The sequence below is a fragment of the Polaribacter sp. SA4-10 genome, assembly GCF_002163835.1.
GTDB lineage: Bacteria > Bacteroidota > Bacteroidia > Flavobacteriales > Flavobacteriaceae > Polaribacter.
On sequence record NZ_CP019331.1, the window covers coordinates 3111318 to 3135129 of the forward strand.

The following is a 23812-nucleotide window of genomic DNA, read 5'->3' on the forward strand; positions in this document are numbered from 1 at the left end:
TATTTTTTTACAATCTAGTTATTATTCAAAAACTATTTTCTTACTTACTTTCCCTGTGCTAGTTTGTAATTTTACAAAATAAATACCCGTTGCTAATTTAGGTAAAGAGATATCTTTAACACCATTAGCTTCAAAAGAAGAAACTATCATTTTTTTTCCAAGAATATTAAATACAGAAACAGATGTTTTACCTTGTGTTAAACCAGCTATTCTTAATGTTGTTACATCAGATTTATAAATACTTACGCTATTTAATACTGTATTATGAACATTTTCAATACTTAAAGTTTTAGCTACTGTGTGTAAATAAAAACGACCAACATCATTTAAAGTAGCTGCTAAAGTAATTTTATACTCAGTATTTGTTTCATCTAAACGAGTAAATATATTTTCTTGTCTGTCTTCTAAATATATTTTAATTCGTTCAGGTAAATTAGATGAAATTACATTGAAAGTAATTTCTTTTTCATCATTAGCATTTACACCTATAGGTATAATTGTGTTTTCTAAATTAGAGTTTGGAAGAGATTGAATTTGAAATTTTTTACCTTCATTTTCTTCTATTAAATGTGAGTAAACAGCAAATGGAGAAGAACCATTAAATAACTCTCCTTCATAACCAACATCAAAACGATTTGTAGCATTATCCAAAAAGTAAACTGTTGCATATTGATGTATAGGACCATCTGTGATTGATAACTTAATTTTCGTTTTGTCTCCTTCTCCTTTTTGGAAAGTGTCAGCATTATGATCTTGATTAGCTTCATCAAAATTAAATGTTCCGCCACCAGAATTTGCTTTTACAAAGAAACCCTGACCAGGTGCTATTTTAAAATTTTGACCAACAGTTTTAACCTCAAATTCGCCATTTGAACCTAGAGTTTGATTAAATACCCACATTGTTTTAGTTTCAGAAATTGCACTTTCATCATCTAAAAAAGTAGCACTACTTAAGAAAGAAGTATAAGGATTTCCTAAAAGGTTAAAATGTTTTCCACCTGTAGAAAGAAGACCATTTATACCTGCATCAGTTGTGTTTAAATTACCAGTAAAAGAAATGTCTCCAGCAATAGATCCTCTTTTTATAGCATATCCTACTCCAGAAGTAAATGTATCATCATTACTACCATTTTCTTGTAAATAAGACCAAGTATCTGAATCTGTAGTATAGGTTGCTAAACCTCTTTTTGTACTACTTGTAGCTAAACCATTCGAAGTTGCATAAGCATTATTGTAAGTTTCACCTACAATAGGAGAACCTATTAAAAACCAGCCATTTAAATTACCGGAAACAAAATCTATTGTTCTATTATATGTTATGTTCCCAGTAACTGTTGAAGTACCTTCTGCTATTAAACTAGCTCCAGACGCCAAAGTAATATTAGTTACAGTTATTGATGATCCAGTAGTTATGGTTGGATAATTGGTTAAACCAGAAGATATAAATACATTTTCACTTGCAGTTGGAAGTGCACCTGTACTCCAGTTTGTGGTCTTTGCCCAATCGTTATCAGTAGTTCCATTCCACTCATTTGTAATAGACGGAGTTGCATATGCTGAGACTTTGATGTCCAAAGGATTATCACTTCTTTGTACCTGCCAATTATCAGTGTTATTTATAGCTGCTAATAGAAGAGCTTTAGTTCCAGATAGTGTACCTGTATATCTATGATTATTAATTTCAGTAACACCTGGGTTTAAAGAAATACAATTTTCTCCATTTGTGAGACCCTTCGGTAACATTGAATATGCATTACCGGTAAGGTTAGCTCCATTGTTCCATTTGGTGGTCGTATTGTAATCATCAGGAGTATAATCATTATGAATTGCAGCTAAAAAAATAGGTGCTGGTGGTTTTACGCCACTACCACCTTTATAAGCTAATACTTGATCACCAGATATTAAACTCCAACTACTACCTGAAGTTAAAGCTGCAGTACCTCCTCCTGTTACAGTAAAAATATCAGGTGCACTCTCTTCAATGTGAACTATTGTTCCACTAGTTAATTTTCCAACAGGAGCAGTATAGAGGATATGCCTTTCTGTATTATTAAACCAAGCATTTCCTGTTGCACTCCACCCTTGATCTGAAAAGTAAATTTTTTCTCCAGCTGGAATAGTTTTTAATGCTATCCATGTAAATTGATCATTTGCACTTTCGTGATAACCAATAAAAGCAATATCTCCAGTATTTAAAGTTTGAGACTCTAAAACGTAAGATATAAGAGTAAATAAAAATAATAATAAAATTTTCAATGAGTTTTTTTGTTTCATAGCAATTGTTTTTGAACTATAAAAATATGAAAAAATAAATTAAAAAAACGTAAATGATTGTTTATCTATAAGTTAGCTATATAGTTAGCCGGTATTTTTTTAGAAATACCCTATAAGTTAAAGGGAGTGTAAATGAATTACCTATAGAGGTTAACTTTTACGCCAAAAGAAAGGAGTAAATAATATAAGAACCGTAAATAATTCTAGACGCCCAATTAACATTAAAAAAGAACAAAACCACTTTGCGCCTGCTGTTAAGTGATTAAAATTATCTACAGGACTTACTTTACCAATAGCGGGACCAATATTTCCTAACGAAGAAGCAGATGCACCAACTGCAGACATAAAATCTAATCCCAAAAAGGTTAATACAACAGAGCCAATAATAAAAATAAGCATGTAAATTATGAAAAATGATAAAATATTAAATACAATATTTTTTGGTACAGATTTTTCATCATAACGTACAGGTATAATTGCATTTGGATGCAATGCTTTCTTAAATTCAAGAAAACTATTTTTTAACATTACAATATGTCTCACAACTTTTACCCCACCAGAAGTAGAACCTGCAGAACCTCCTAAAAAGAATAAAGCAAAGAAAATACCTGTAGCAGAGTAGTTCCACATAGTAAAATCTGCACTCACAAAACCTGTTGTAGTAATTACAGAAATTACTTGAAAAAGTGCATGCCTAATAGCACTTTCTGTTTCTCCGTATATTTTAGGATGTGCTAAAACGGTTTGTAAATTTGGATCTTGGTAAAATAATATAATTATTGTTACAATTGCAGAGGCACCTAATACTGCATAAGAATAATATCTAAACTCTTCACTTTGTATTACTTTTTGAACCTTTCCTTTTAGCGCAAAATAGGTAAGTACAAAGTTTGTACCTGCAATAAACATGAATAGTATAATAATGTATTGAACCCAAGGCATTCCATTATAAAAAGAAACACTATCTGCTTTGGTAGAAAAACCACCTGTACTCATTGTAGACATTGCATGGTTTATGGCGTCAAACCAAGTCATTCCGGCAAGTTTTAGAAGTAAGAACTCTAATAGTGTTAAGAAGATATAAATTAAATACAACCTTTTTGCTGTATCCGTAATTCTAGGATGTAATTTATCTGCTGAAGGTCCTGGAGCTTCTGCCATAAATAATTGCATTCCTCCAATTCCTAAAAGTGGTAAAATTGCAATTGTTAAAACAATAATTCCCATTCCACCAATCCAATGTGTTGCACTTCGCCAAAATAAAATTCCTTTTGGCATCGCTTCTATATCTGTAAGAATTGTAGAACCTGTAGTAGAATACCCAGAAACAGTTTCAAAAAAAGCATTTGTAATACTTGGTATTGTTCCTGATAATAAATAAGGCAACATACCCGTAAAAGATAAGGTTAACCATCCTAGGGTTACAATTAAATAACCTTCTTTTTTCTGTATGTTTGTACTTGTTGGTTTGTTAAAAAAGTAAAGCAATAGACCAATAGTTACAGTAATAATTCCTGCATTTAAGATTCCCCATTTTTCTGTTTCTTCATGAAAAAAACTAAAAGGAAATGCAATAAACATAAACAAGCCATTTAAAATAGCTGTAATGCCTAAAAAGCGGAAAATTATTTTTTTATTTAAAGACCTCATCTGTTATTTAAATAGACTTTCTAAGTCTTCTATTGCTTCTGGTAAACAAAACACAATAACTTTATCGCCACTTTCCATTTGAACGTTCCCGTTTGGCATCATTGCTTTTTCGTTTCTAATAAACCCTCCAAAAACGGCTTCTCTTGGAAAATGTAAATCTTTAATAGGTTTCTTAGTAATTCTTGCATTTGGCTGAACTTCAAATTCAAAAACTTCTGCATCTATATTGTGTAAATTAGCAAGCGCTAAAATTTCACCTTTTCTTATATGTCTAAAAATATTACTTGCAGCAATTAGTTTTTTATTTATAAGAGATTCAATTCCTATTGTTTGAGATATATCTATATAATCCATATTCTCAACCAATGCAATTGTCTTTTGAACACCTTTAGATTTTGCCACTAAACAAGACATAATATTGGTTTCAGAATTTCCTGTAACTGCAATAAAAGCATCCATTTCTCTTATATTTTCGTCCTCTAAGAGCTCTAAATCTCTTCCGTCTCCGCAAACAACTAAAGTCTTATTAAGTTCTTCTGCTAAAACTTCTGCTTTCTCTTTATTTTTTTCAATTAATTTTACTTTAAAATTGTCTTTACAAAGGTTTCTTGCAGTTTTTTCTCCGATACTACTTCCGCCAAGGATCATTACATTTTTAATGTGATATTGCTTTTTACCAATAATAGGGTATAAGTCTTTCATGCTATAATTTGGCACACAAAAGTAGACTTGGTCATTTACTTGGTAAGTAGTATCTCCTCTAGGTATAATTGTTTGAGACACGCCTTCTCTTTTAATTGCAATAGTTGTAAAATCTACATTTGTAAATTTTTGTTTTGCTTCTTTTACTGTTAAATCTACTATGGGAGATGTGTATGAAAGAGCTGTTCCCAAAACATTAAAAACACCACTTTCAAAAGCTACAGTATCATTAAATGAAGATTGATGTAACAGCATTTTTATTTCATTTGCTGCTAGTTCTTGTGGAGAAATCATAAAATCTACACCGAATTTTGTAAAATCAACTTCGCAGTTATTTAAAAACTCGGGATTATCTATTCTAGCAATTGTTTTCTTTGCACCTAAAGATTTACCAATAACAGAAATAGTAAAATTTGTGTTTTGACTATCTGTAACAGCAATTAATAAATCTGCTTTATCTATGCCAATTTCTTTTAGTAATTTTATAGAAGTAGCATCACCTTTTTTGGTAATTACATCTAAATGATTGTTGATGTAGTTTAAGCGTTCTCTATCAAAATCTATAATATACGTATCTTGAGATTCGTAAGAAAGAAGTTTAGCTAAGTGAAAACCAACGTCTCCAGCTCCAGCTATTATAATTTTCATATGTTAAATATAGAAATAAGGTACAAAGATATAAAGAGTTGTTGAAGAATGGGTAAAAAAATCTGATTTTTAAAACTTAGAAGAGATTTCGTATTTTTATAAAAAAAGAAAATGGAAAAGCTTACCATTAAATCTTGGGCACTAGATGATAGGCCAAGAGAAAAACTGTTGGCTAAGGGAAAAGCCTCTCTTTCTGATGCTGAATTGATAGCAATACTTATTGGTTCTGGAAACCGACAGGAAAGCGCAGTAGCATTATCTAAAAGAATTTTACAATCTGTAGATGGAAACATCAATGAACTAGCAAGAGTATCCGTAGAAAAATTAACAACTTTTAAAGGAATAGGAGAGGCAAAAGCAATTGCTATTATTACCGCATTAGAAATAGGGAAAAGACGTCAATTAGAAACGGCTTTAGAGAAACCTAAAATTACAAGTAGTAAAGATGTTTTTAATGTAATGCAACCAATTATAGGTGATTTTGAGCATGAAGAGTTTTGGGTATTATTTTTAAATAATTCAAACAAAGTACTCTCAAAAAATCAATTAAGTAAAGGTGGTTTAACAGCAACAGTTGTAGATATAAGAATCCTTTTTAAAAGAGCTTTCGAAATTTCTTCAGTAGCCATAATTGTTTGTCATAATCATCCATCAGGAAAATTACAACCTAGTAATGCTGATAAACAGCTTACTCAGAAAATTAAAGAAGCAGGAACTACTTTAGATATAAAGCTGCTAGATCATTTAATTATTACCGAAAAAGCGTATTTTAGCTTTGCAGACGAAGGATTGTTATAGATTGTGAAAAGTAGTGTTTTTTCAATGTAAACTATAACAAAAAAACTAGCAACTGAGAGAAATGATATTAGTTTATACACATAAAATTACACCAAGAGTTCGTTATATCTTTAAACATATACTTACTCGAACTTTATTAATCCCTGTAGATTTTACTTCTAAAATAGAAGAATTTGTTGCGCATAATGGACCAAAATTAACGTATACAAAAAACCCTTTAGGAAATGAATTCTTTATAAAAAGCAACAATTTACTTTTTGAGCAAGGTGTAAATTATTTAGAAATTAATATCCAAAAATGGGATGACGTTCCTTGTTTTTTTAATGCAGGAGCAAAATCAGCAATTCCTTATGATCTTTTTGCAGCAAGTTTTTACCTTATAACTAGATATGAAGAATATTTACCACATGTAAAAGATATTCATGGACGCTTTACCGCAGAACAAAGTTTAGCATATAAATATCGTTTTTTAGAAAAACCAGTAATAGATATTTGGGCGTATAAATTGTTAGAAGCATTAAAAGAAAAGTTTCCAGATTATGAATATAAAAAACGTTCATATGAATTTATATCTACAGTAGATATTGATAATGCTTATGCTTATAAGTACAAAAGTTTAGTTAGAACTGTTGGAGGTTTTCTAAATGACCTTTTTCAATTTAAGTTTTTAGAACTTTGGAATCGTTTTGCAGTAGTTTTTAAACTAAAAAAAGATCCTTTTGATACATTTGATAAAATTATCAGCCTAAAAAATGAATACAACGTTAGAACTATTTTTTTCTTTTTAATAGGAGATTATACAACTTTTGATACCAATGTTTCTTCCTCCAAAAATAAGTATAGACTGTTAATTAAAGACATGGTAGATTATGCTAGAGTTGGTTTGCATCCTTCTTATTTTACTATGAAAAATATGGGGACTCTTAAGAAAGAAAAAGAACGATTAGAGGGAATAACAAACATGCCTATTTTACGTTCTAGACAACATTATTTACGATTCAATTTACCAGAAACGTATCAGCATTTAATAGATTTAGAAATTTTAGAAGATTATTCTATGGGCTATGCAAGTAATGTTGGTTTTAGAGCAAGCACATGTACTCCTTTTTATTTTTATGATTTAGATTTTGAAATACAAACGCCACTTAAAATATTTCCTTTTGCTTTAATGGATACTACTTTAAATGATTATATGAAGTTAACTCCAAGGCAATCTTTAGGTAGAATTAGAGATTTAAAAAATGAAGTAAAAGCTGTAAACGGAACCTTTATTACGCTATTTCATAATGAAAGTTTAAGCAATTATTTACGTTGGAAAGGTTGGAGAAGGTTGTATGAATCTATGATAAAAATTGCCACATCTTAAAATGATTGAATACGTAAAAAGAAAAGAGCTAGACGTAGAAAAATATAATACATGCGTTCAAAATTCTTTGCAAAGCAATGTCTATGCTTTTTCTTGGTATTTAGATATTGTTTGTGATAATTGGAATGTTTTAGTATTGGGAGATTATGAAACTGTAATGCCAATTCCTTTTCGTAAAAAGTATGGTATTAAATATGTATATCCACCTTTTTGGTTATTACAATTAGGTATTTTTTCTTCGGATAAAGAGCAAGGTATTAATTCTTTTTTAACTGTTTTGTTTGATACATTTAAATCTGTAGAATTAAGACTAAATACTAAAAATTTAAAGATTGAATCTAATAACTTAATTTCTAAACAAATGCAATATTTGTCTTTAGATAAAAATTACGATACAATTTTTAAAGAATACAGAAAAGATAGAAAAAAGGATTTACAGAAAGCAATTAAACAAGATTTAATAGAAAAATGGAATGATAATCCTGAGAAATTAATTAAACTTTTTAAAAACAACGTAGGTAAAAGAACTCCTTATATTGTTGAAAAAGATTATGTAAATTTATTAAGATTAATAAATGAGTGTATTAAGAATAGGGTAGGAGAAGTGCTATCAATTTACGATGCAAATAATAATTTAGTGGCTTCTGGATTTTTTCTTAAAAATAAAGATGAGGTTACTATATTGGTTTCATCTACAGATTTTAAGAATCGAAAAAATGGCGCTAATACTTTTTTAATTGATAGGGCCATTTATAAATATCATAAGAATTTTGAAACCTTTAATTTTGGAGGTTCTTCAATGCAAACAATTGCGAAATATTTTTTAAGTTTTGGGGGTAAATCTGCCGATTATCAGCAGATAAATTATAATAATTTACCTCTTTTATTAAAGCTTTTTAAAAGATAGAATTTATAAATTTCCTGTGTTTTTTTGGTATTTTTTTATTGAATATAATTTTAGTAAAGTCTTCTTTATAAGGCTCTTTTTTCCTAATTACTTTACATGGATTTCCAACAGCAATTGAGTTAGAAGGAATGTCTTTGGTAACAACAGAATTTGCTCCAATAATTACATTGTTTCCAATATTTACTTCAGGTAAAACAGTTGAGTTTGTACCAATCCAAACATTATTTCCAATAGTAATTGGTTTAGCATCTATGTGTTTTCTTAGATTAGAAGAATCATGGTTAGAAGAAATAATAGAAACACTAGGGGCTAACTCAATATTATTACCAAATATAATACCATTATTTGCTTGTATATAATTGTTTAAACCATCACCAGGATCACACATTATTCCTTTTGTAATTTTTTGAGGCGCTAAAACCTTAGATGTAAAATGAACTGGCCATTTCACCTTCGGATTCAAACGAAATAATTTCTGAGGAATTAAATAATGAAAAAACAAAATATAATATCGTTGATATCCATATTTTGGTCTGTAATACTCAGGATACAACCAGTTGATTATCCATCCGAAAATTAAAAAATCTAATTTACTTAACATTATTTTACTTTATTTTGACATAAATAGACGTACCATTGAGCAATAATCTCATTATAATCGTTAGATTTTCTTTTTACTTTTAAATCATTTTTACGTATTAGTAAAAGAAGTTGATTTGTAATTGGTTGATAATTATTCCAATCATTTTTCTTCAATTTTTTTTGTTTTATAAAAGTAGAGAAAAATGGTTTTATTTTATTTTTAATCTTTTGGAATTTTAAGTTTCTATTTGTTGGTTGTTGCTCATTACTAAAATTAACTTCAAATCTATTAAAATATTCCTCAATTAAAACTTCATCAAAAAGTGTTTTTAATATTTTAAACTCATGAGGTACTGTTTTAAAGAACAACAATAATTCTTTATCCCAAAAAGGAGTTCTATGTTCAAAACCAAAAAAGTTGTAAAAACTTGCTGAGTTAAAAATATATTTGGCAATTTTTTCAGTGATATCATAGTTTTCAAAAACCGAACTTGGAATATTTTGATGATAATTTTTATCTAAATTTTTTAAATTAGTTTCAATTTCTTTTTTGAGTATCTTTTTTTCACTTAGAGTAAGATGATAATTGTTAAATTTTCTTTTTAAAATTAAGGGAACTATTTCTTTTGTTTTTAAATCTCTAGGAATTACTTTTAAAAATTGACTTCCACCTAATAAATCTCCGGAATAACCAGGTATAAAAATTGAATCTTTATGTATTAAATTGTTTTCTTTTAAATATTTTACAGCAAAATATTCTTGCAGATTTGGAGTAGAAGAAAATTTACCCGCAAAATGTGTAAACTCATTAAAATCATTACTGTTTAAAAAATCATTAGTTAATTCAGCATCATATTCAATAAAAAACCATTTGAAACCAAGCTTTTTTGCTACTCTTTTAGAGTTTTCAATTTCAGAACTTTTTGAACTACCATAAGTATAACAAATTACATTATTATAGTTGTGTTTTTTTAGAAAAACTGCAATTAATCTTGAGTCAAAACCAGCACTTAAAGGAATCACAACCATTTTATTATCTAAAGAACTTAAAAGTCTTTTAAAAGTATTTTCAAATGCAAGAGTAGCTTCTTTCTTTAAAGAAGAGTATGATATAGAACTTTCGTCTTTTATAGCATAGGTAAAGAAAAAGTTGTTTTCAATTATTTTATTATTTTTAATGATTAAATACTCGTTAGACTGAACTTGAAATACATTCTGTAGCAACGTTTTTTTACCACAAGTATGCAAAGAAGCTTTAAGTTCTAGCTTTGCTAACTTATTAAATTCGCTAATATTATATTTCTCTTTTAAGAAAACAATATCATCACTTATGTGAATTTTCTCATTTTTAAAAGTGTAAAAAAGAGGGAAAGAACGAGTAGTATCTGAAGCTATAAAAACAGCATTATCTACTTTAATTAGTACTGAGAAACACCCATTTATTTCTTTAATTTTTTTGATAAACTTTTCTTTAGATGTAATTTTATCTAAAAACAATAAAGCGTTCTCTTTTTGATAGAAATTGTTATTCCTGTCAAAAAAATATCCTTTTATAAATATTGATTCATTAGAATGCCATTTAAAGCCTTTATTTATTTTTAAAGAAATATCCATTTTTATTGATAAGCTATTTTCTTTTCTTTTGATGTCTTCAAAAGGTAGAAAAATATTAAAATATTAAAAAGCATTCCTACTCCAGAGAAAAGTATGAGAGAAATTATAATGTTATTATAAAAATAATAACCAATAAACATTGCTAAAAACCTAAATACTAATGTTATTGAATCAAAAATAAGTATTGTTTTTTGTTTGTTTAAAATTACAATTAACGAAGTTAGAGGGTTACTAAGAAAAGCTATAAATAACCATGGAATTAAAATTCTAGAATATAAGCCTACATCAACCCAAATGTCACCAAAAATATAATCTAAGTAAAAAGAAATAATAATAAGAGGTGTGAAAATTAAGAAACTAATAAATAATAAATTTTTAGAGGTTCTAATTACTAAGTCATTCAAACTATCATCACTATTAAAAACCTTACTTGCTTTGTTAAAAAAAACTTGATTTACAGATTGCTGAATAATACCTACTGGTGCTCTTGTAAATTTTACTGCAAGACCATAAACTCCAACATTATCTAACCCAAAATATGCAGTAATTAAAAGTACAGGAAGTTCATTAGATAGGTTATTAGTTACATTAATTAATGTATTAAAAAACGGAATATCTTTATACTTTTTAGCTTGATGTAACATTCTTTTAAGAGTTACTTCATTCATTAAATTACTTATAGACTTTACAGATAGTTTTATTAAAATTAAAAGTTGTAATAATTGCCCAATAATATGTCCAGGAATTAAACCAAGATAATTAAAGGAACTAAAACCTGTTGCTATTTGAGTAGAACTCATTGCTATAGATTTTGTAATTAAGCCTTTAGAAATGTTTTTAAACATACTTGTTCTGTTATTCCAGTAATCAAATACAGATATAGAACCAAAAAAGAATATACTTATTGGTATTAAATAAATAAAATCTGAAAGTTCAGATATTTCAAAAACACTTAATAAATTATTTTTAAAAAAGAAAATTATTATTAATAATAAAGCACTAAAAAGTAAAACAAATATAATTGAGAAAAAGAATAAATTTATAGCGTCTTTATTATCTTTCGGTAAAATAATGGCTAATTCGTACTGTAAAGTGGATATAGGTTTTAGTATTAGTATTATAGAAGAAAACAATATATATATACCAAATAACTCTGTCGAAAATAATCTTGTAAGCACTAAAATAGAAGCATAAATAACTATCTGACTTATAGCAGAACCTGTTATTAATGTTAAAACATTTTTAACAAACTCTTTTTTTAAAAAAGAAAATAGTTGCATATTACAAACTAATAATAGTGTATTCAAATGTAATGTAAATGACAGAGATAAAACACATCTTTTTTGACTTAGATCATACTTTATGGGATTTTGAGAAAAATTCTGATTTAACATTTCAGAAAGTATTTTCGCATAATAATATAAAATTAGATTTAAATATTTTTTTAACTGTTTATAAACCTTTAAACCTTCAATATTGGAAGTTGTTTAGAGAGGAAAAAATAACAAAAAGTGAATTAAGATATGGGAGGCTAAAAAAAGCATTTGATGCTGTAAATTATACTGTTTCTGATGAGTTAATAGATGTTATAGCTATACAGTACATCGATTTTCTTCCAGATTTCAACCACCTTTTTGAAGGAACTTTTGAAATCTTAGATTATCTTAAAGAAAAGTATGAATTGCATATTATAACAAATGGTTTTGATGAGGTTCAGCATAAAAAAATGGTGAGCTCAAATATTTACCACTATTTTGATAAAATAATTACATCTGAATCCGTGGGGGCTAAAAAACCAAGTTCTAGAGTTTTTGAGTTCGCATTAGAAGTTGCAAACGCTAAAAAAGAAAATTCTGTTATGATTGGTGATAGTTTAGAAGCAGATATTAAAGGCGCTTTAAGCGTTGGTCTGCATGCCATTCATTGTGTTTTTGATAGTGCTAAATCAACAGATGAAGATTTTATCTCTGTAAATAACTTATTAGAAATAAAAGAATACCTTTAACAAAATATTTTATTTTTAAACTAAACATACCTAAAAAATGAAATCCCCCACTATGTTAAGTGTACTTATAAGCACTATTTTTTTTTTATCTTGCTCCAACCCTGTAGATTTTGATCAGCTAAATCAATATTCTTCAGAACAGGTTTTTTCTTTACCTTTTGTAGTCTTTACAATAGATGAGGCAAATTTTGATAGCACTGTTGAACCAGTTCCCTCAATTTTTGAAAGATCAAACTTTAAAATTCTCGATGGTACTTTTATGAAAGAGAGTTTAATACAATTAGAATTTGATTTCGAAATTAAGAATGGAATTAATAGAGCATTTAAAATTGAAATTATATTTCGAGAATTAGATTTTAATGGTATAGAAGGTCGTGAAGTTCATCTGTTAGAATTTAATGTCGATGCTAAAAATCAAGGTTTTACAGAAAAAGTTTTTATAACTAAAGCAGATTCTCCTGATATCCTCAATTTTTTAAGAGTAGAAATTAAGCTGACTTTAGAGGATGATTCAACTCCGATAGATCAAGCAGATGCTGGTGAACTTGAATTCAATTCAGGAATAACAGTTCACTCAAAAGCGAAGTTTTAGTATGAGAAAAGTCGTTTTAATTTTAGTGCTCGTTCTTGCAGTTAATACTTTTTCACAAAACAAACAGGTCTTATATGATTTTGCAGGTTTACCTCAAACTTTATTATTAAATCCTGGCTTAGAAAATAATTTAAAATTTCATGTTGGTTTGCCTTTGATATCTGGTTTTTCTGCAGAAATTGGCTCAACAGGTTTTTCTGTTGCAGATATTTTTGCAGATGATGGCAGGAATATTAATGAAAAAATGGCCTCAGTTTTAGATAATATAGACTCAAAGGATTATCTTAAACTAAATACTCAAATAGAAGTTTTTAGTGCTGGTTATCGCTTTAATGACAAAACATATTTAAGTTTTGGTTTTTATGAGGAATTAGATTTTATTTTCTTCTTACCTAAAGATGTTCTTACACTTGCAACTGAAGGAAATACAACGCCTTTAGGGAGGAGTTTTGATTTTTCTCATTTAAACATTAATGCAGATTTTTTAGGAGTAATTCATGCAGGAATAACTAGAAAAGTAAGCGAAAAATTGACTATTGGTGGTCGTTTAAAAATTTATTCATCTTCTATTAATGTAGAATCTATAAACAATTCCGGAACCTTTACTACTACTACACCAGGAGATAATAATCTATCTGTGAGTAAACTAGAGAATATAAATGTGACCTATAAAACTGCTGGTATAGCTAATGTTAGCGGAGGTTCAGTCTTAACAAATACATTTTTAGGAGGAAATTTAGGTCTTGGTGGAGATGTAGGTTTTTCATACAGCGTAACACCACAATTAAATGTTTCTGGAAGTCTGGTAGATTTTGGTTTTATAAAATATAGTAAGAATATTGAAAATACTACAAGAATAGGTGATTTTACAACGGAAGGATTGAATTTTCAGTATGATGATCAGGATCCCGATTATTGGAAACAATTAGAGGATGATTTTAAAGCAGAAATTCCAGAAGAAATTAACAACGATGCTTACAAAGCTTGGAGACCTGCAAAACTAAATGCTGCAATAAAATATAGCTTTGGTGATAGAAGAAGTGAATCTTGTTATGATAATACTTTCAAAGAATCATATACAGATGCTTTTGGTGTACAGTTGTATTCATTGTTTAGACCATTAAGAAACGAATATGCATTTACGGGTTTTTATGAAAAATCGATTACAAGCAAGATAGATGCAAAATTAACATATACGTTGGATAATTATTCTTATAATAATATAGGGTTGGGTATTTCCGCACAGATTTGGAATATGAATTTTTACGGAATAGTTGATAATATCGCACATTTGTCAGATATTTCGTCAGCAAAAAACGTTTCTTTACAATTCGGATTTAACCTACTATTTAATTAAAATGAAAAGCGCCTTAATAACTATATTTTTATTAGCTTCCAATTTTTTAGTGCTCGGACAAGAAGAGAAAGTGAGTAATTATTAATATATAATTGTGCCAGAACGTTTTTCTTTTTTAAAAGATGCAGACGAATATAAAACAAGTTTACTAACTAAATTTTTATTGCAAAAAAATGGGTACACAGTTTTTTAGAATAAAGAATTGCCATCCGAGATAATTAAAAATAGATATTTAGCATTAACCGCAAACGGGTAAATAACTCTTCTATGTTTGCTACTAAAATAACAATAGTTTTAAAATATTGTTTTGGTAAGGAATTATATTCTTCTAAAGAAGGGGTAAGTAGGTTAAAAGAGTTTAAAAAAGCATACCAAGAAGCTATTAGAAACGCTCATGCTACAATAGATTTAAAATATTCTTATCAACCAAATGAAGTAAAACAAACTTTAGTTGAAGAAGGAAAACCTACAATTTCAATTCCAGCTAAAATCATTAATGGTGTAAAAGAAGTTTTACCTGTTAAAATTGAAAACCACACCAACAACAATGAAGGTATTACTCAGGTAAATACTTTAAGTGCACAACCAAAATAAAATGGTTTTCAATTAATAAACACTAAACCTGAAGTAATTTGTTATGCTTTAAAAACAAAAAATAAAGATTTATTTATTATTAAATATAAAAACGAAATCCTATATGAAAGTTCTGATAGTTGGATTGCAGAGTACTACAAAAACAATAAATTGGTTATAGAAAAATATAAGATTAATTTTTAATAACCATACTTATCTTTCCATCTGTTTTTTAAAATTTCTCTAAATTGATTTTCTCTTGGGTTTGTTCCTGGCTCGTATATTTTTGTGCCAGAAATTTCATCAGGTAAAAACTCTTGTGCTACAAAATTATTTGGATAATTATGTGAATACTGATAGTTTTTACCATACTCTAAATCCTTCATCAACTTAGTTGGTGCATTTCTTAAATGGAGAGGAATCGATAAATCTCCAGTTTTTTGTACTAAACTTTGCGCTTCATTAATTGCCATATAAGAAGCATTACTTTTAGTAGAATTTGCCAAATAAATAGCACATTGACTTAAAATAATTCTAGATTCTGGATGGCCAATTATAGAAACTGCTTGAAATGTATTATTTGCTAAAATTAATGCAGTAGGATTTGCATTACCAATATCTTCTGAAGCTAAAATTAACAATCTTCTGGCAATAAATTTCACATCTTCACCTCCTTCAATCATTCTTGCCAACCAATAAACTGCTGCATTTGGATCACTTCCTCGTATAGATTTTATAAATGCAGAAATAATATCATAATGTTGTTCACCAGTTTTGTCATATCTCACACTATTTTTCTGAACCTTTTCTAAGACTAAAGAATTTGTAATTTCTATTTCGTCATCTGTAGCAACTAATAATTCAAAAATATTAAGCAATTTTCGAGCATCTCCACTAGAAACTTGTAATAAAGCATCTGTTTCTTTAAGTGTAATTTTTTTGGTTGATAAAAGCACGTCTTTTTCCATTGCTCTATGTAGAAGAGCAATCAAATCGTCTTTGTCAAAAGAATTTAAAATATAAACTTGACAGCGAGAGAGTAGGGCAGGAATCACTTCAAAACTTGGGTTTTCTGTAGTTGCCCCAATTAAAGTAACCCAACCTTTTTCTACAGCTCCTAATAAAGAATCTTGTTGAGACTTACTAAATCTATGAATTTCATCAATAAATAAAATTGGATTTTTTGCTGTGAATAATCCCCCACCTTTTTTAGCTTTTTCTATTATTTCTCTAACATCTTTTACACCAGCACTAATTGCGCTTAAAGTATAAAAAGGTCTTTTAGATTCAGTAGCAATAATATTTGCTAAAGTTGTTTTTCCTATTCCTGGAGGCCCCCATAAAATTAAAGAAGGGATAATTCCTTGTTTAATTAATTTGGTTAAAACGCCATTTTTTCCAACTAAATGTTGCTGACTTATATAGTCTTCAAGCGTTTTTGGTCTAATTCTTTCTGCCAAAGGTTCATTCATACGGTAAAAATAGCAAAGATTTCTGACAGAAGTAGTAGATTTTATATTTGGTTAGATTTTTGTTATTTTTATATCTATGAAAGATGCAAATAATTTACAATTTTCTAAATCAGTTTTTTTAATTCCAACAATATATATAGTTAGTATTTGGGTTATTTATTGGGTCGAAATTACTTTTGGATATAATTTTAATAAGTTTGGAGTTTTTCCAAGAGATTTAGTAGGTTTTAGAGGTGTTTTTTTAACGCACTTTATTCATAGTGATGCAAACCATGTTTTTAATAATTCAATTCCGTTATTTGTCTTATTAGTTAGTTTATTTTACTTTTATAAAGATGTTGCTTATAAAGTATTACTTTTTGGAGGTTTTTTAACCGGTTTTATTACTTGGTTAATTGCTAGAGAATCTTTTCATATTGGTGCAAGTGGAATTGTATATTTACTTTTTAGCTTTGTTTTTTTTAGTGGAATAATAAAAAAGCACTACAGATTAGTAGCGCTTTCATTAATTATTATTTTTCTCTACGGGAGTATGATTTGGTATGTCTTACCTATAAAAGACGGGATGTCTTGGGAAGGACACCTCTCAGGTCTTGTAACAGGTTTCTTTTTCGCTTTTATTAAAAGGAAAAAAGGAATCGTTAAAAAGGAACATCAATTTTCTAAGACAGAATTCGATTTGTTATTTGATGAAAAAGGTAATTTTTCACCACCAAAAATAGAAGATGAGTTACAAGAATAAAAGGTGTTTTTTTATTTTTGTTAACTTCTAACTGTCACTAATCGTTGTCTTACCGTTTCATATAAGAAAGCGCCACAAGCTACAGAAACATTTAAGGAGGCTATTTCGCCTAATAGAGGTAACTTTGCTTTGTAATCTACCATTTTTAATATAGAAGGGTTTACACCTTTATTTTCTGATCCCATTACAATTGCAATTGGTTGATTTAAATTAATATCATAAACAGAGTCTTCTGTTTTTTCTGTGGCAGCAACTGTTTTAATATCTGATGCTTGTAATAGAAACAATGCATCCTTTATATGATCAACTTTACAAATTGGAATTTTAAAAGCGGCACCAGCAGAAGTTTTTATAGTTTCAGCATTTACTGGGGCACTTCCATTTTTTTGAATGATAATCCCGTTTACTCCTGTACATTCTGCAGTTCTTATGATGGCACCAAAATTTCTTACATCAGATAATTGATCTAAAAGTAAAAACAAAGGAATTTTTTCGCTTTCTATAACTTTATCAATTAATTCTTCCAAGTCGTAGAATTCTACGGGTGATATTTGAGCTACAGCACCTTGATGATTACTATTTTTAGATAGTCTATCTAGCTTTTCAACAGGAACCATACTTGTAGTAAGGTTTTTAGTTTTAATTAACTTATTTAGCTCATAAAACAATTCTCCTCGTAGACCTTTTTGCAAATACACTTTATTTATTGAAGAGCCACTTTCTATTGCTTCAATAATAGCTCTTATACCAAATATGTTTGTTGTTTCGATCAATACATTTTTATTTAAAAAAAAAATCGTAATCAATAGATTACGATTTTTTTACTTGTTTATAATAAATAAATTAGTTTATTGTAAAAGTAGTTGATGTACCAGCACCATAAGCACCGTTTGTACTAAATATTTGTACTCCATCTATAGAGATGCTAATTGCACCACCACCATCTTCGTATGCATCATATACTTCGAATAGGTAGTCTGAAGCTGGTAAACATGTAGCATCATTTTCAGTTCCGGTTGTTCCAGCAGCATAACCACCATAACCTGGTGTATCGTTATTTGATAACACAACATCTCCTGTTACTGTATCAGTAATTCTCCAGTATACTTCTTCTGGGTAAGAATCTAAAGAAACAGCAATTTTTAATTTACTCTCACCTGTAGAGCAACCTTTAGCTACATTAAGTGTAATCGATTCACCTACAAATAAATCTGCAGTTGCAGTCATAGCTATTGATAAAGTTTTATCTTGAATAATATCTAAATTAACGTCTTTAAATACAAGGTCAAGTGTTCCTTCGTTTGAATTTGCAGGAATTGTTACTGATGCAGGAGCTACATAAGAAGCTGCATCTAATGTACCGCTTAATGTTAGTGCTATAGTTCTAGTTTCACCAGTAATATTTGCGGTAAATACACTAATTGACTGTGCATAATCTTGACCTGGAGCAACAGTAATGTCGCCTAAGTAGGATTCAAACGAAGCATAGGTAGTTCCTGGAGCTTCTACTTCTTCTTTACAACTGCTAAATATAGATAAAGCAATAAAAAGTATTGAGTATAGTTTTAAATTTTTCATTTTTATATTTTATTTAGAATAAATAGGAGATTTTTCAACCTCCTATTCAAACATGTTTTATTAATTATTTTGAGTTGATATAAAAGGATTGAATTGTATTTCACCCTCTGGAATCTCAAAAGTCATACGTTCGTCATTGTAAGGAATTGATTCCCCAGAAAAAGATAAATGGTTTGTACCTCTAGTTGTACTAGCTTTGTTACGTTTCATAGCTAAGTAACTTTTACCTTCACCCCATAATTCAATTCTAGTCTGTAAGTAAATCTCATCTTTTAATTGTTGACCAGATAAACCGTCTATGTAAGAAGCATCTGGTACTCTTTGACTAACTAATGCTTTAAGTTCAGTTCTTGCCTGACCATCATTATTTGAAAACGCTGCATATTCTGCTGCTAAAAGATGCATTTCTGCAACTCTCATGTACACATAATCTGCTTTCACAATTTGAGAAGTACCATATCTTGTTTTATCAGAATCATAAAACTTGTTTAGAGGCATTAAATGTGTATAAGCTCCTGGGCTGTCATTAAATTGAGCTTTTCTTGCGTCATCAGCAGGAATTGCATCAAAAAGAAGATCATCCATAGACTTAGCATCCCCAAATGCTGGGTAACTATAACTATAATAATCCATTTGACCCCACCAAGAAACTAGACCTAATCCAATTTCCTCATTTAAATCAACACCCCACATCCATCCTGATGTATTAACATTGTTAAAACCACCAGTAATTTCAGTATCACTCATAACAGTATAACCACCTGTTATAGCTGCTTTCGCCATATCATAGGCTTTAGCATAATTAGTACCTCTAGCACCTAACACATAGGCATAAATACCTTGAGCAATTGATTTATTAATTTCTGTTTTGTTACCTCTTTCAAATCCATCTAAAAGTGAGATAGCATCTGTTAAATCAGCTTCCATTAAGTCATAAATTTCACTAGCCGCCACTTTCGGACCATTTAAGTCAGTAGCACTATAGTAAATTGGAAGTATTGCTTCACCAGCATCATATGATTTCTGATAAAATTGCGTCAAATAATAGTATGAATGAGCACGCAAAGCTTTTGCTTGCCCCATAATAGCTCTGTTTGCAGCACTTTCTGGGGTAATATCCATACCACCTAAACCATCAATTACTTCATTACAACTTCTAACAATTCTGTAGTAATATCTCCATACTTGTCTGTTATCTCCAAAAGTAAAATCTAAAGGAGCTTGATATTCAGTGATTGAAGATCTATACCATCCATAAGTACTTGTACTTAAAGCCATATCACTTGATAACATATCGCTAAATATGTCATATGATTTATGACCAAAATCATCATGTCCGGTAGTACCTCCAGTTTGCGTAGTAAATGTTAGTGAGTAAACACCACCCATTAACGCACCTGCAACTTCTGGATCAACAGCAGAAGCTTCTTCAAGTTGAGCTGAAGTAAGAGAAGCAGATCCCTCAAGAGCTGGGTTTTCTAAAAATTCGTCTCCACAGCTTACTATTGTAAGTGCTAAAGCTGATAGTAAACTATATTTAAATATTTTTTTCATTTTTATGTTTTTTAAAATTTAGTATTAAAACTTAACTCTAACACCTAATGTCATTGTTGTCATAGGTGCGTATAATCTTCGACCTGAATTTCCAGATTCACTAGTATTAGGTAGGAAACCATTTCGTGCAGTAGCATTAAATAAATTATCTGCAGCTAACCATATGTTAACAGTTTTTATATCTATTTTATCTAGATATTCTTTTGGAACATTATATCCTACATTAATATTGTTTAAAGCAATAAAATCTGTAGATGTAATAAATCTCGTTGATTGAGAAGTTCCATTTACAATTGCATTATCCGATAATAATGGAACATTAGTAATATCTCCAGGTTTTTGCCATCTATTTATGATGTCTGAGTGGTAGTTGTTACCAACAGCACCAAAACGATCAGACATTAACTCAGCATATTGGCCATCATAAGCATAACCACCTAAACTATAGGTGAATTGAGTTGCAAAATTAAAGTTACCTGCTTTTCCAGATAAACGGAAAGCACCTCTAACATCTGCTATAGCAGATTTATCTGCGTAAACATCAGAAGCTTCAGAATATGTTTTAGTAACTGTTTTTTTAATATTTGCACCTTTTACTTTTGATTGATATTCTACAATCGAACCAGTATTATTTGTAATTTCAGCATTTTCTGGTACCCAAGAACCACTAGAGTATGAAGATGGTTCACCAGCATCTAAAATTCCGTTACTGTTTACATCATCGTAGTATTGGAACCACATTGGAGCACCGTCAGACGGATCAACACCAGCCCATTCACGCATATAGAAATCAAATATAGATCTTCCTTTAGACCATCCATATGATCCATTAGGAGTTAATATTTGTGGTTCTCCAGTTGCTGGATCTAAAGGCATTGTATAAATTTCATTATTTACAATTTCTCCATTAAGTGAAAGATCTAAACTAAAACCTTTTTTGTCTATTATATGACCAGTCATATCAAATTCTATACCAGAATTTATTAATTCTCCATCATTTACTGTAATTGAAGAAATACCTTGTGAAGGTCCTACAAAACGGTTGAAGATTAAGTTATCAGTAAGTTTATTATAATAGTCTATATTGGCATCTATATATTTACCAAATGACATTTCTGCACCAAATTGAATTTGTGCTGTCGTTTCCCAAGTAAGATCTGGGTTTCCGTTAGCACCTGGAGCTAAAGAGATAGCACCCCCTAAATTACCACCGTTATATGTGTTATATCCTGGAAAAAATCCTGCACCTGCTTGATCACCTGTAATACCGTAAGACCCTTTTAATTTTAAGTACGTTAAAAATTCATTGTCTTGCAAGAAATCTTCTTTACTTGCAATCCATGATGCACCTACTGATCCAAATGTACCCCATTTTTCATTTACGAATCTTGAAGATCCATCAGTTCTAATTGAAGCAGAAAAGTAATATTTCTGGTCAAAATTATAGTTCATTTGACTAAAGTAAGATTCAATAGTATATCCTCTAGTAGAACCAGATGCCAAACCTAAACTAGATTGGAAATTGTCTAAGTCTAATAAAAATGGACTTATTTGTAATCCTTTAGAAGCGGAAGCAAAATTTTCTTCAAAGTCAGTACTTTCATGTGCTGCTAAAGCATCAAAAGAGTGAGCGCCCCAAGAATTATTATATTTTACTATTTGTAAAATATTTTGAGTTAAACTAGAGTAATCATTAATAGTTATATTACCACTATTAGATTGTCCACCACCATAAAATTTATTTGTGTAGTCTCTGTTTTTTTGGTTGGCATATTGAACACCATAACGAATTTCAGCACTTAAGTTATCACTAAAATCTATGTTTGCTGAAAAGTTACCATTCATTTCATGACGATTGGTTCCATTAAAGTCATACTTAGCAGATCCAATAGGGTTTAAACCGTTAGCATTTGGTCTGTCTCTTAATCCAGATAGCGAACCATAATCATATTGGTTTCCACCATAAAAAAGATCTGGTACTAATTGTCCATCATCATCTCTTAAAAAGACTGGGAAAATAGGTGCCATTTTATCAGCGAATTCAAATACGTTTTCAGAACCTTCGATTTGACCATTGGCAACATTTTCAGAATATGCATATCCAATATTAGAATTTAACTTTAACCAAGGTTTAACATCACTTGTTAAATTTAAACGAGTAGTATATCTTTTATAACTTGTATTGATTGAATATCCATTATCATCTAAGTAACCGAAAGAAGCAAAATATCTAGTATCTTCATTACCACCACCCATTCTCAAGTTTGTTTCAGTTCTAAAAGCAGAGTCAAATGCGATATCACCATATCTTTGAGGAGAGTATTTTCTTGTAACACCAGAACGAACAAGTCCGGTAGCAGGGTCTATTAATTCTGAGCCATTCGCTACATTCCACATGTTATACCCGGGAGCAACATAATTACCTGTAAACAAGTTTGCATTTGCATAAGCTACAGGATCTGCATTTCCAGTAATGGTACCTCTATTTTTAATACCTTCCCATACGTAACCGATGTATTCTTCCGGAGAAGTAATTACATCATATCTTGGAATAAGTTGATCGTTAATACCAGTCTTAATGTCAATTTCTATATATGAGTCGGATGCACTACCGCTTTTAGTTGTAATTAAAACAACACCATTTGCTCCTCTAGAACCATAAATAGCAGTTGCAGTTGCATCTTTCAAAATAGTTGTACTAGAAATATCACTTGGATTAATTGAATTTACACTTCCAGAAAATGGAACACCATCAACCACATATAAAGGATCTCTGTTTCCATTGACAGAACCATAACCTCTAATTCTAATTGAACCTACTGTACCCGGTTGACCAGATCCATTTATAACAGTTACACCGGCAACTTCACCAGTTAAAGCTTGAGATACATTCGAGAAATTTTTTACTTCAAGTTGTTCTTGCTTTACAACTGAAGCAGTTCCTACAAATGCTTCTTTTGTAGATGTACCATAACCGACAACCACAATTTCATCTAAAACATTTTCATCTTCGGCCATTTTAACATTAATGGTCATAGAATTACCTACTTTTCTTTCGGCTAATTTATAGCCAAGGTATCTAAAGACTAATACATCCTCTTTATTTACTTTGATAGTATATTTTCCATCAAAATCAGTTTCTGTACCAGTTGTACTACCTTTAATTATAACACTTACTCCTGGCAAGCTTCCTGAATTATCAGTAACAATACCCGAAACAGTCTTCTCTTGTGCAAAGGAAATTTGCACAACAAACGCTAATAAAAGCATTAAAATTCCATTAAACTTTGTCTTCATTTTATAATTATTTGAATTAATTAACCCCAAAAGTCTTAAATAAAACTTAAAAAAACAATTTTTTAACACAATTATGTTAAGAAATAATTATTTTTTTTCTA

19 protein-coding genes are annotated in these 23812 nt (G+C 29.6%); 8 read left to right on the top strand and 11 right to left on the bottom strand.

All coding sequences use genetic code 11. From position 1 onward, the window contains the following. Nucleotides 1–21: 21 nt before the first annotated feature. From BTO04_RS13570 to trkA, 3 genes are all read right to left on the bottom strand, one after another. The gene (locus BTO04_RS13570; protein ID WP_087565012.1) at nt 22–2274 is read right to left on the bottom strand and encodes a T9SS type A sorting domain-containing protein; all 2253 of its coding nucleotides are present in this window, start codon (nt 2272–2274) and stop codon (nt 22–24) included. A gap of 150 nt (nt 2275–2424) precedes the next feature. Further along, nucleotides 2425–3924, bottom strand: a complete 1500-nt coding sequence (locus BTO04_RS13575) for a TrkH family potassium uptake protein (protein WP_087565013.1) — start codon at nt 3922–3924, stop codon at nt 2425–2427. A gap of 3 nt (nt 3925–3927) precedes the next feature. After that, on the bottom strand, nt 3928–5274 hold the full coding sequence (trkA, locus tag BTO04_RS13580) for a Trk system potassium transporter TrkA (protein WP_087565014.1): 1347 nt from the start codon (nt 5272–5274) through the stop codon (nt 3928–3930). A 111-nt stretch (nt 5275–5385) separates the two neighbouring features. Here trkA and radC point away from each other — a divergent pair, with 111 nt between their 5' ends. The 3 genes from radC to BTO04_RS13595 all read left to right on the top strand — a co-directional run bounded on the left by radC (nt 5386) and on the right by BTO04_RS13595 (nt 8345). Further along, nucleotides 5386–6072 carry a DNA repair protein RadC gene (gene radC / locus BTO04_RS13585; protein WP_087565015.1) on the top strand — a complete coding sequence of 229 codons (687 nt, stop codon included), beginning with the start codon at nt 5386–5388 and terminating at the stop codon, nt 6070–6072. Between the two features lie 61 nt (nt 6073–6133). Next, complete coding sequence (locus BTO04_RS13590; protein WP_087565016.1) at nt 6134–7438, top strand: polysaccharide deacetylase family protein; 1305 nt, start codon at nt 6134–6136, stop codon at nt 7436–7438. Between the two features lies 1 nt (nt 7439). Further along, the gene (locus BTO04_RS13595; RefSeq protein WP_087565017.1) at nt 7440–8345 is read left to right on the top strand and encodes a hypothetical protein; all 906 of its coding nucleotides are present in this window, start codon (nt 7440–7442) and stop codon (nt 8343–8345) included. On the opposite strand, the gene BTO04_RS13600 is transcribed toward BTO04_RS13595, so the two are convergent. The 3 genes from BTO04_RS13600 to BTO04_RS13610 are packed head-to-tail and all read right to left on the bottom strand — an operon-like array spanning nt 8335 to nt 11848. Then, nucleotides 8335–8946: a DapH/DapD/GlmU-related protein gene (locus tag BTO04_RS13600; RefSeq protein WP_087565018.1), complete on the bottom strand. Its 612-nt coding sequence runs from the start codon at nt 8944–8946 to the stop codon at nt 8335–8337. The two genes, BTO04_RS13595 and BTO04_RS13600, sit on opposite strands and share 11 nt — an antisense overlap. Further along, entirely contained in the window at nt 8946–10541 is a 1596-nt protein-coding gene (locus BTO04_RS13605) for an asparagine synthase C-terminal domain-containing protein (protein ID WP_087565019.1), read from the bottom strand. Before BTO04_RS13605 ends, BTO04_RS13600 begins: the two co-directional genes overlap by 1 nt. A 2-nt stretch (nt 10542–10543) precedes the next feature. Next, on the bottom strand, nt 10544–11848 hold the full coding sequence (locus tag BTO04_RS13610) for a lipopolysaccharide biosynthesis protein (protein ID WP_232455908.1): 1305 nt from the start codon (nt 11846–11848) through the stop codon (nt 10544–10546). A gap of 11 nt (nt 11849–11859) precedes the next feature. Here BTO04_RS13610 and BTO04_RS13615 point away from each other — a divergent pair, with 11 nt between their 5' ends. From BTO04_RS13615 to BTO04_RS13630, 4 genes are all read left to right on the top strand, one after another. Further along, nucleotides 11860–12546 (top strand): YjjG family noncanonical pyrimidine nucleotidase, encoded by a 687-nt coding sequence (locus tag BTO04_RS13615; RefSeq protein ID WP_087565021.1) that lies wholly within the window; start codon nt 11860–11862, stop codon nt 12544–12546. Between the two features lie 37 nt (nt 12547–12583). Then, nucleotides 12584–13138 (top strand): hypothetical protein, encoded by a 555-nt coding sequence (locus tag BTO04_RS13620; RefSeq protein ID WP_157662473.1) that lies wholly within the window; start codon nt 12584–12586, stop codon nt 13136–13138. Nucleotide 13139: 1 nt separating this feature from the next. Next, nucleotides 13140–14495, top strand: a complete 1356-nt coding sequence (locus tag BTO04_RS13625; RefSeq protein WP_087565023.1) for a DUF5723 family protein — start codon at nt 13140–13142, stop codon at nt 14493–14495. Between the two features lie 267 nt (nt 14496–14762). Beyond that, nucleotides 14763–15089, top strand: a complete 327-nt coding sequence (locus BTO04_RS13630; protein WP_087565024.1) for a hypothetical protein — start codon at nt 14763–14765, stop codon at nt 15087–15089. 179 nt (nt 15090–15268) lie between these two features. On the opposite strand, the gene BTO04_RS13635 is transcribed toward BTO04_RS13630, so the two are convergent. Then, complete coding sequence (locus BTO04_RS13635; protein WP_087565025.1) at nt 15269–16540, bottom strand: replication-associated recombination protein A; 1272 nt, start codon at nt 16538–16540, stop codon at nt 15269–15271. A 76-nt stretch (nt 16541–16616) separates the two neighbouring features. Here BTO04_RS13635 and BTO04_RS13640 point away from each other — a divergent pair, with 76 nt between their 5' ends. Beyond that, nucleotides 16617–17282: a rhomboid family intramembrane serine protease gene (locus tag BTO04_RS13640; RefSeq protein ID WP_087565026.1), complete on the top strand. Its 666-nt coding sequence runs from the start codon at nt 16617–16619 to the stop codon at nt 17280–17282. A 20-nt stretch (nt 17283–17302) separates the two neighbouring features. On the opposite strand, the gene rlmB is transcribed toward BTO04_RS13640, so the two are convergent. The 4 genes from rlmB to BTO04_RS13660 form a co-directional block, all read right to left on the bottom strand. After that, nucleotides 17303–18055 carry a 23S rRNA (guanosine(2251)-2'-O)-methyltransferase RlmB gene (gene rlmB, locus BTO04_RS13645; RefSeq protein WP_087565427.1) on the bottom strand — a complete coding sequence of 251 codons (753 nt, stop codon included), beginning with the start codon at nt 18053–18055 and terminating at the stop codon, nt 17303–17305. A gap of 70 nt (nt 18056–18125) precedes the next feature. Then, nucleotides 18126–18860, bottom strand: coding sequence for a hypothetical protein (locus BTO04_RS13650; protein WP_087565027.1), 735 nt, complete (start codon nt 18858–18860; stop codon nt 18126–18128). Nucleotides 18861–18920: 60 nt separating this feature from the next. After that, the gene (locus tag BTO04_RS13655; RefSeq protein ID WP_087565028.1) at nt 18921–20414 is read right to left on the bottom strand and encodes a RagB/SusD family nutrient uptake outer membrane protein; all 1494 of its coding nucleotides are present in this window, start codon (nt 20412–20414) and stop codon (nt 18921–18923) included. Between the two features lie 24 nt (nt 20415–20438). Beyond that, nucleotides 20439–23711: a SusC/RagA family TonB-linked outer membrane protein gene (locus BTO04_RS13660; RefSeq protein WP_087565029.1), complete on the bottom strand. Its 3273-nt coding sequence runs from the start codon at nt 23709–23711 to the stop codon at nt 20439–20441. Nucleotides 23712–23812: the final 101 nt, after the last annotated feature.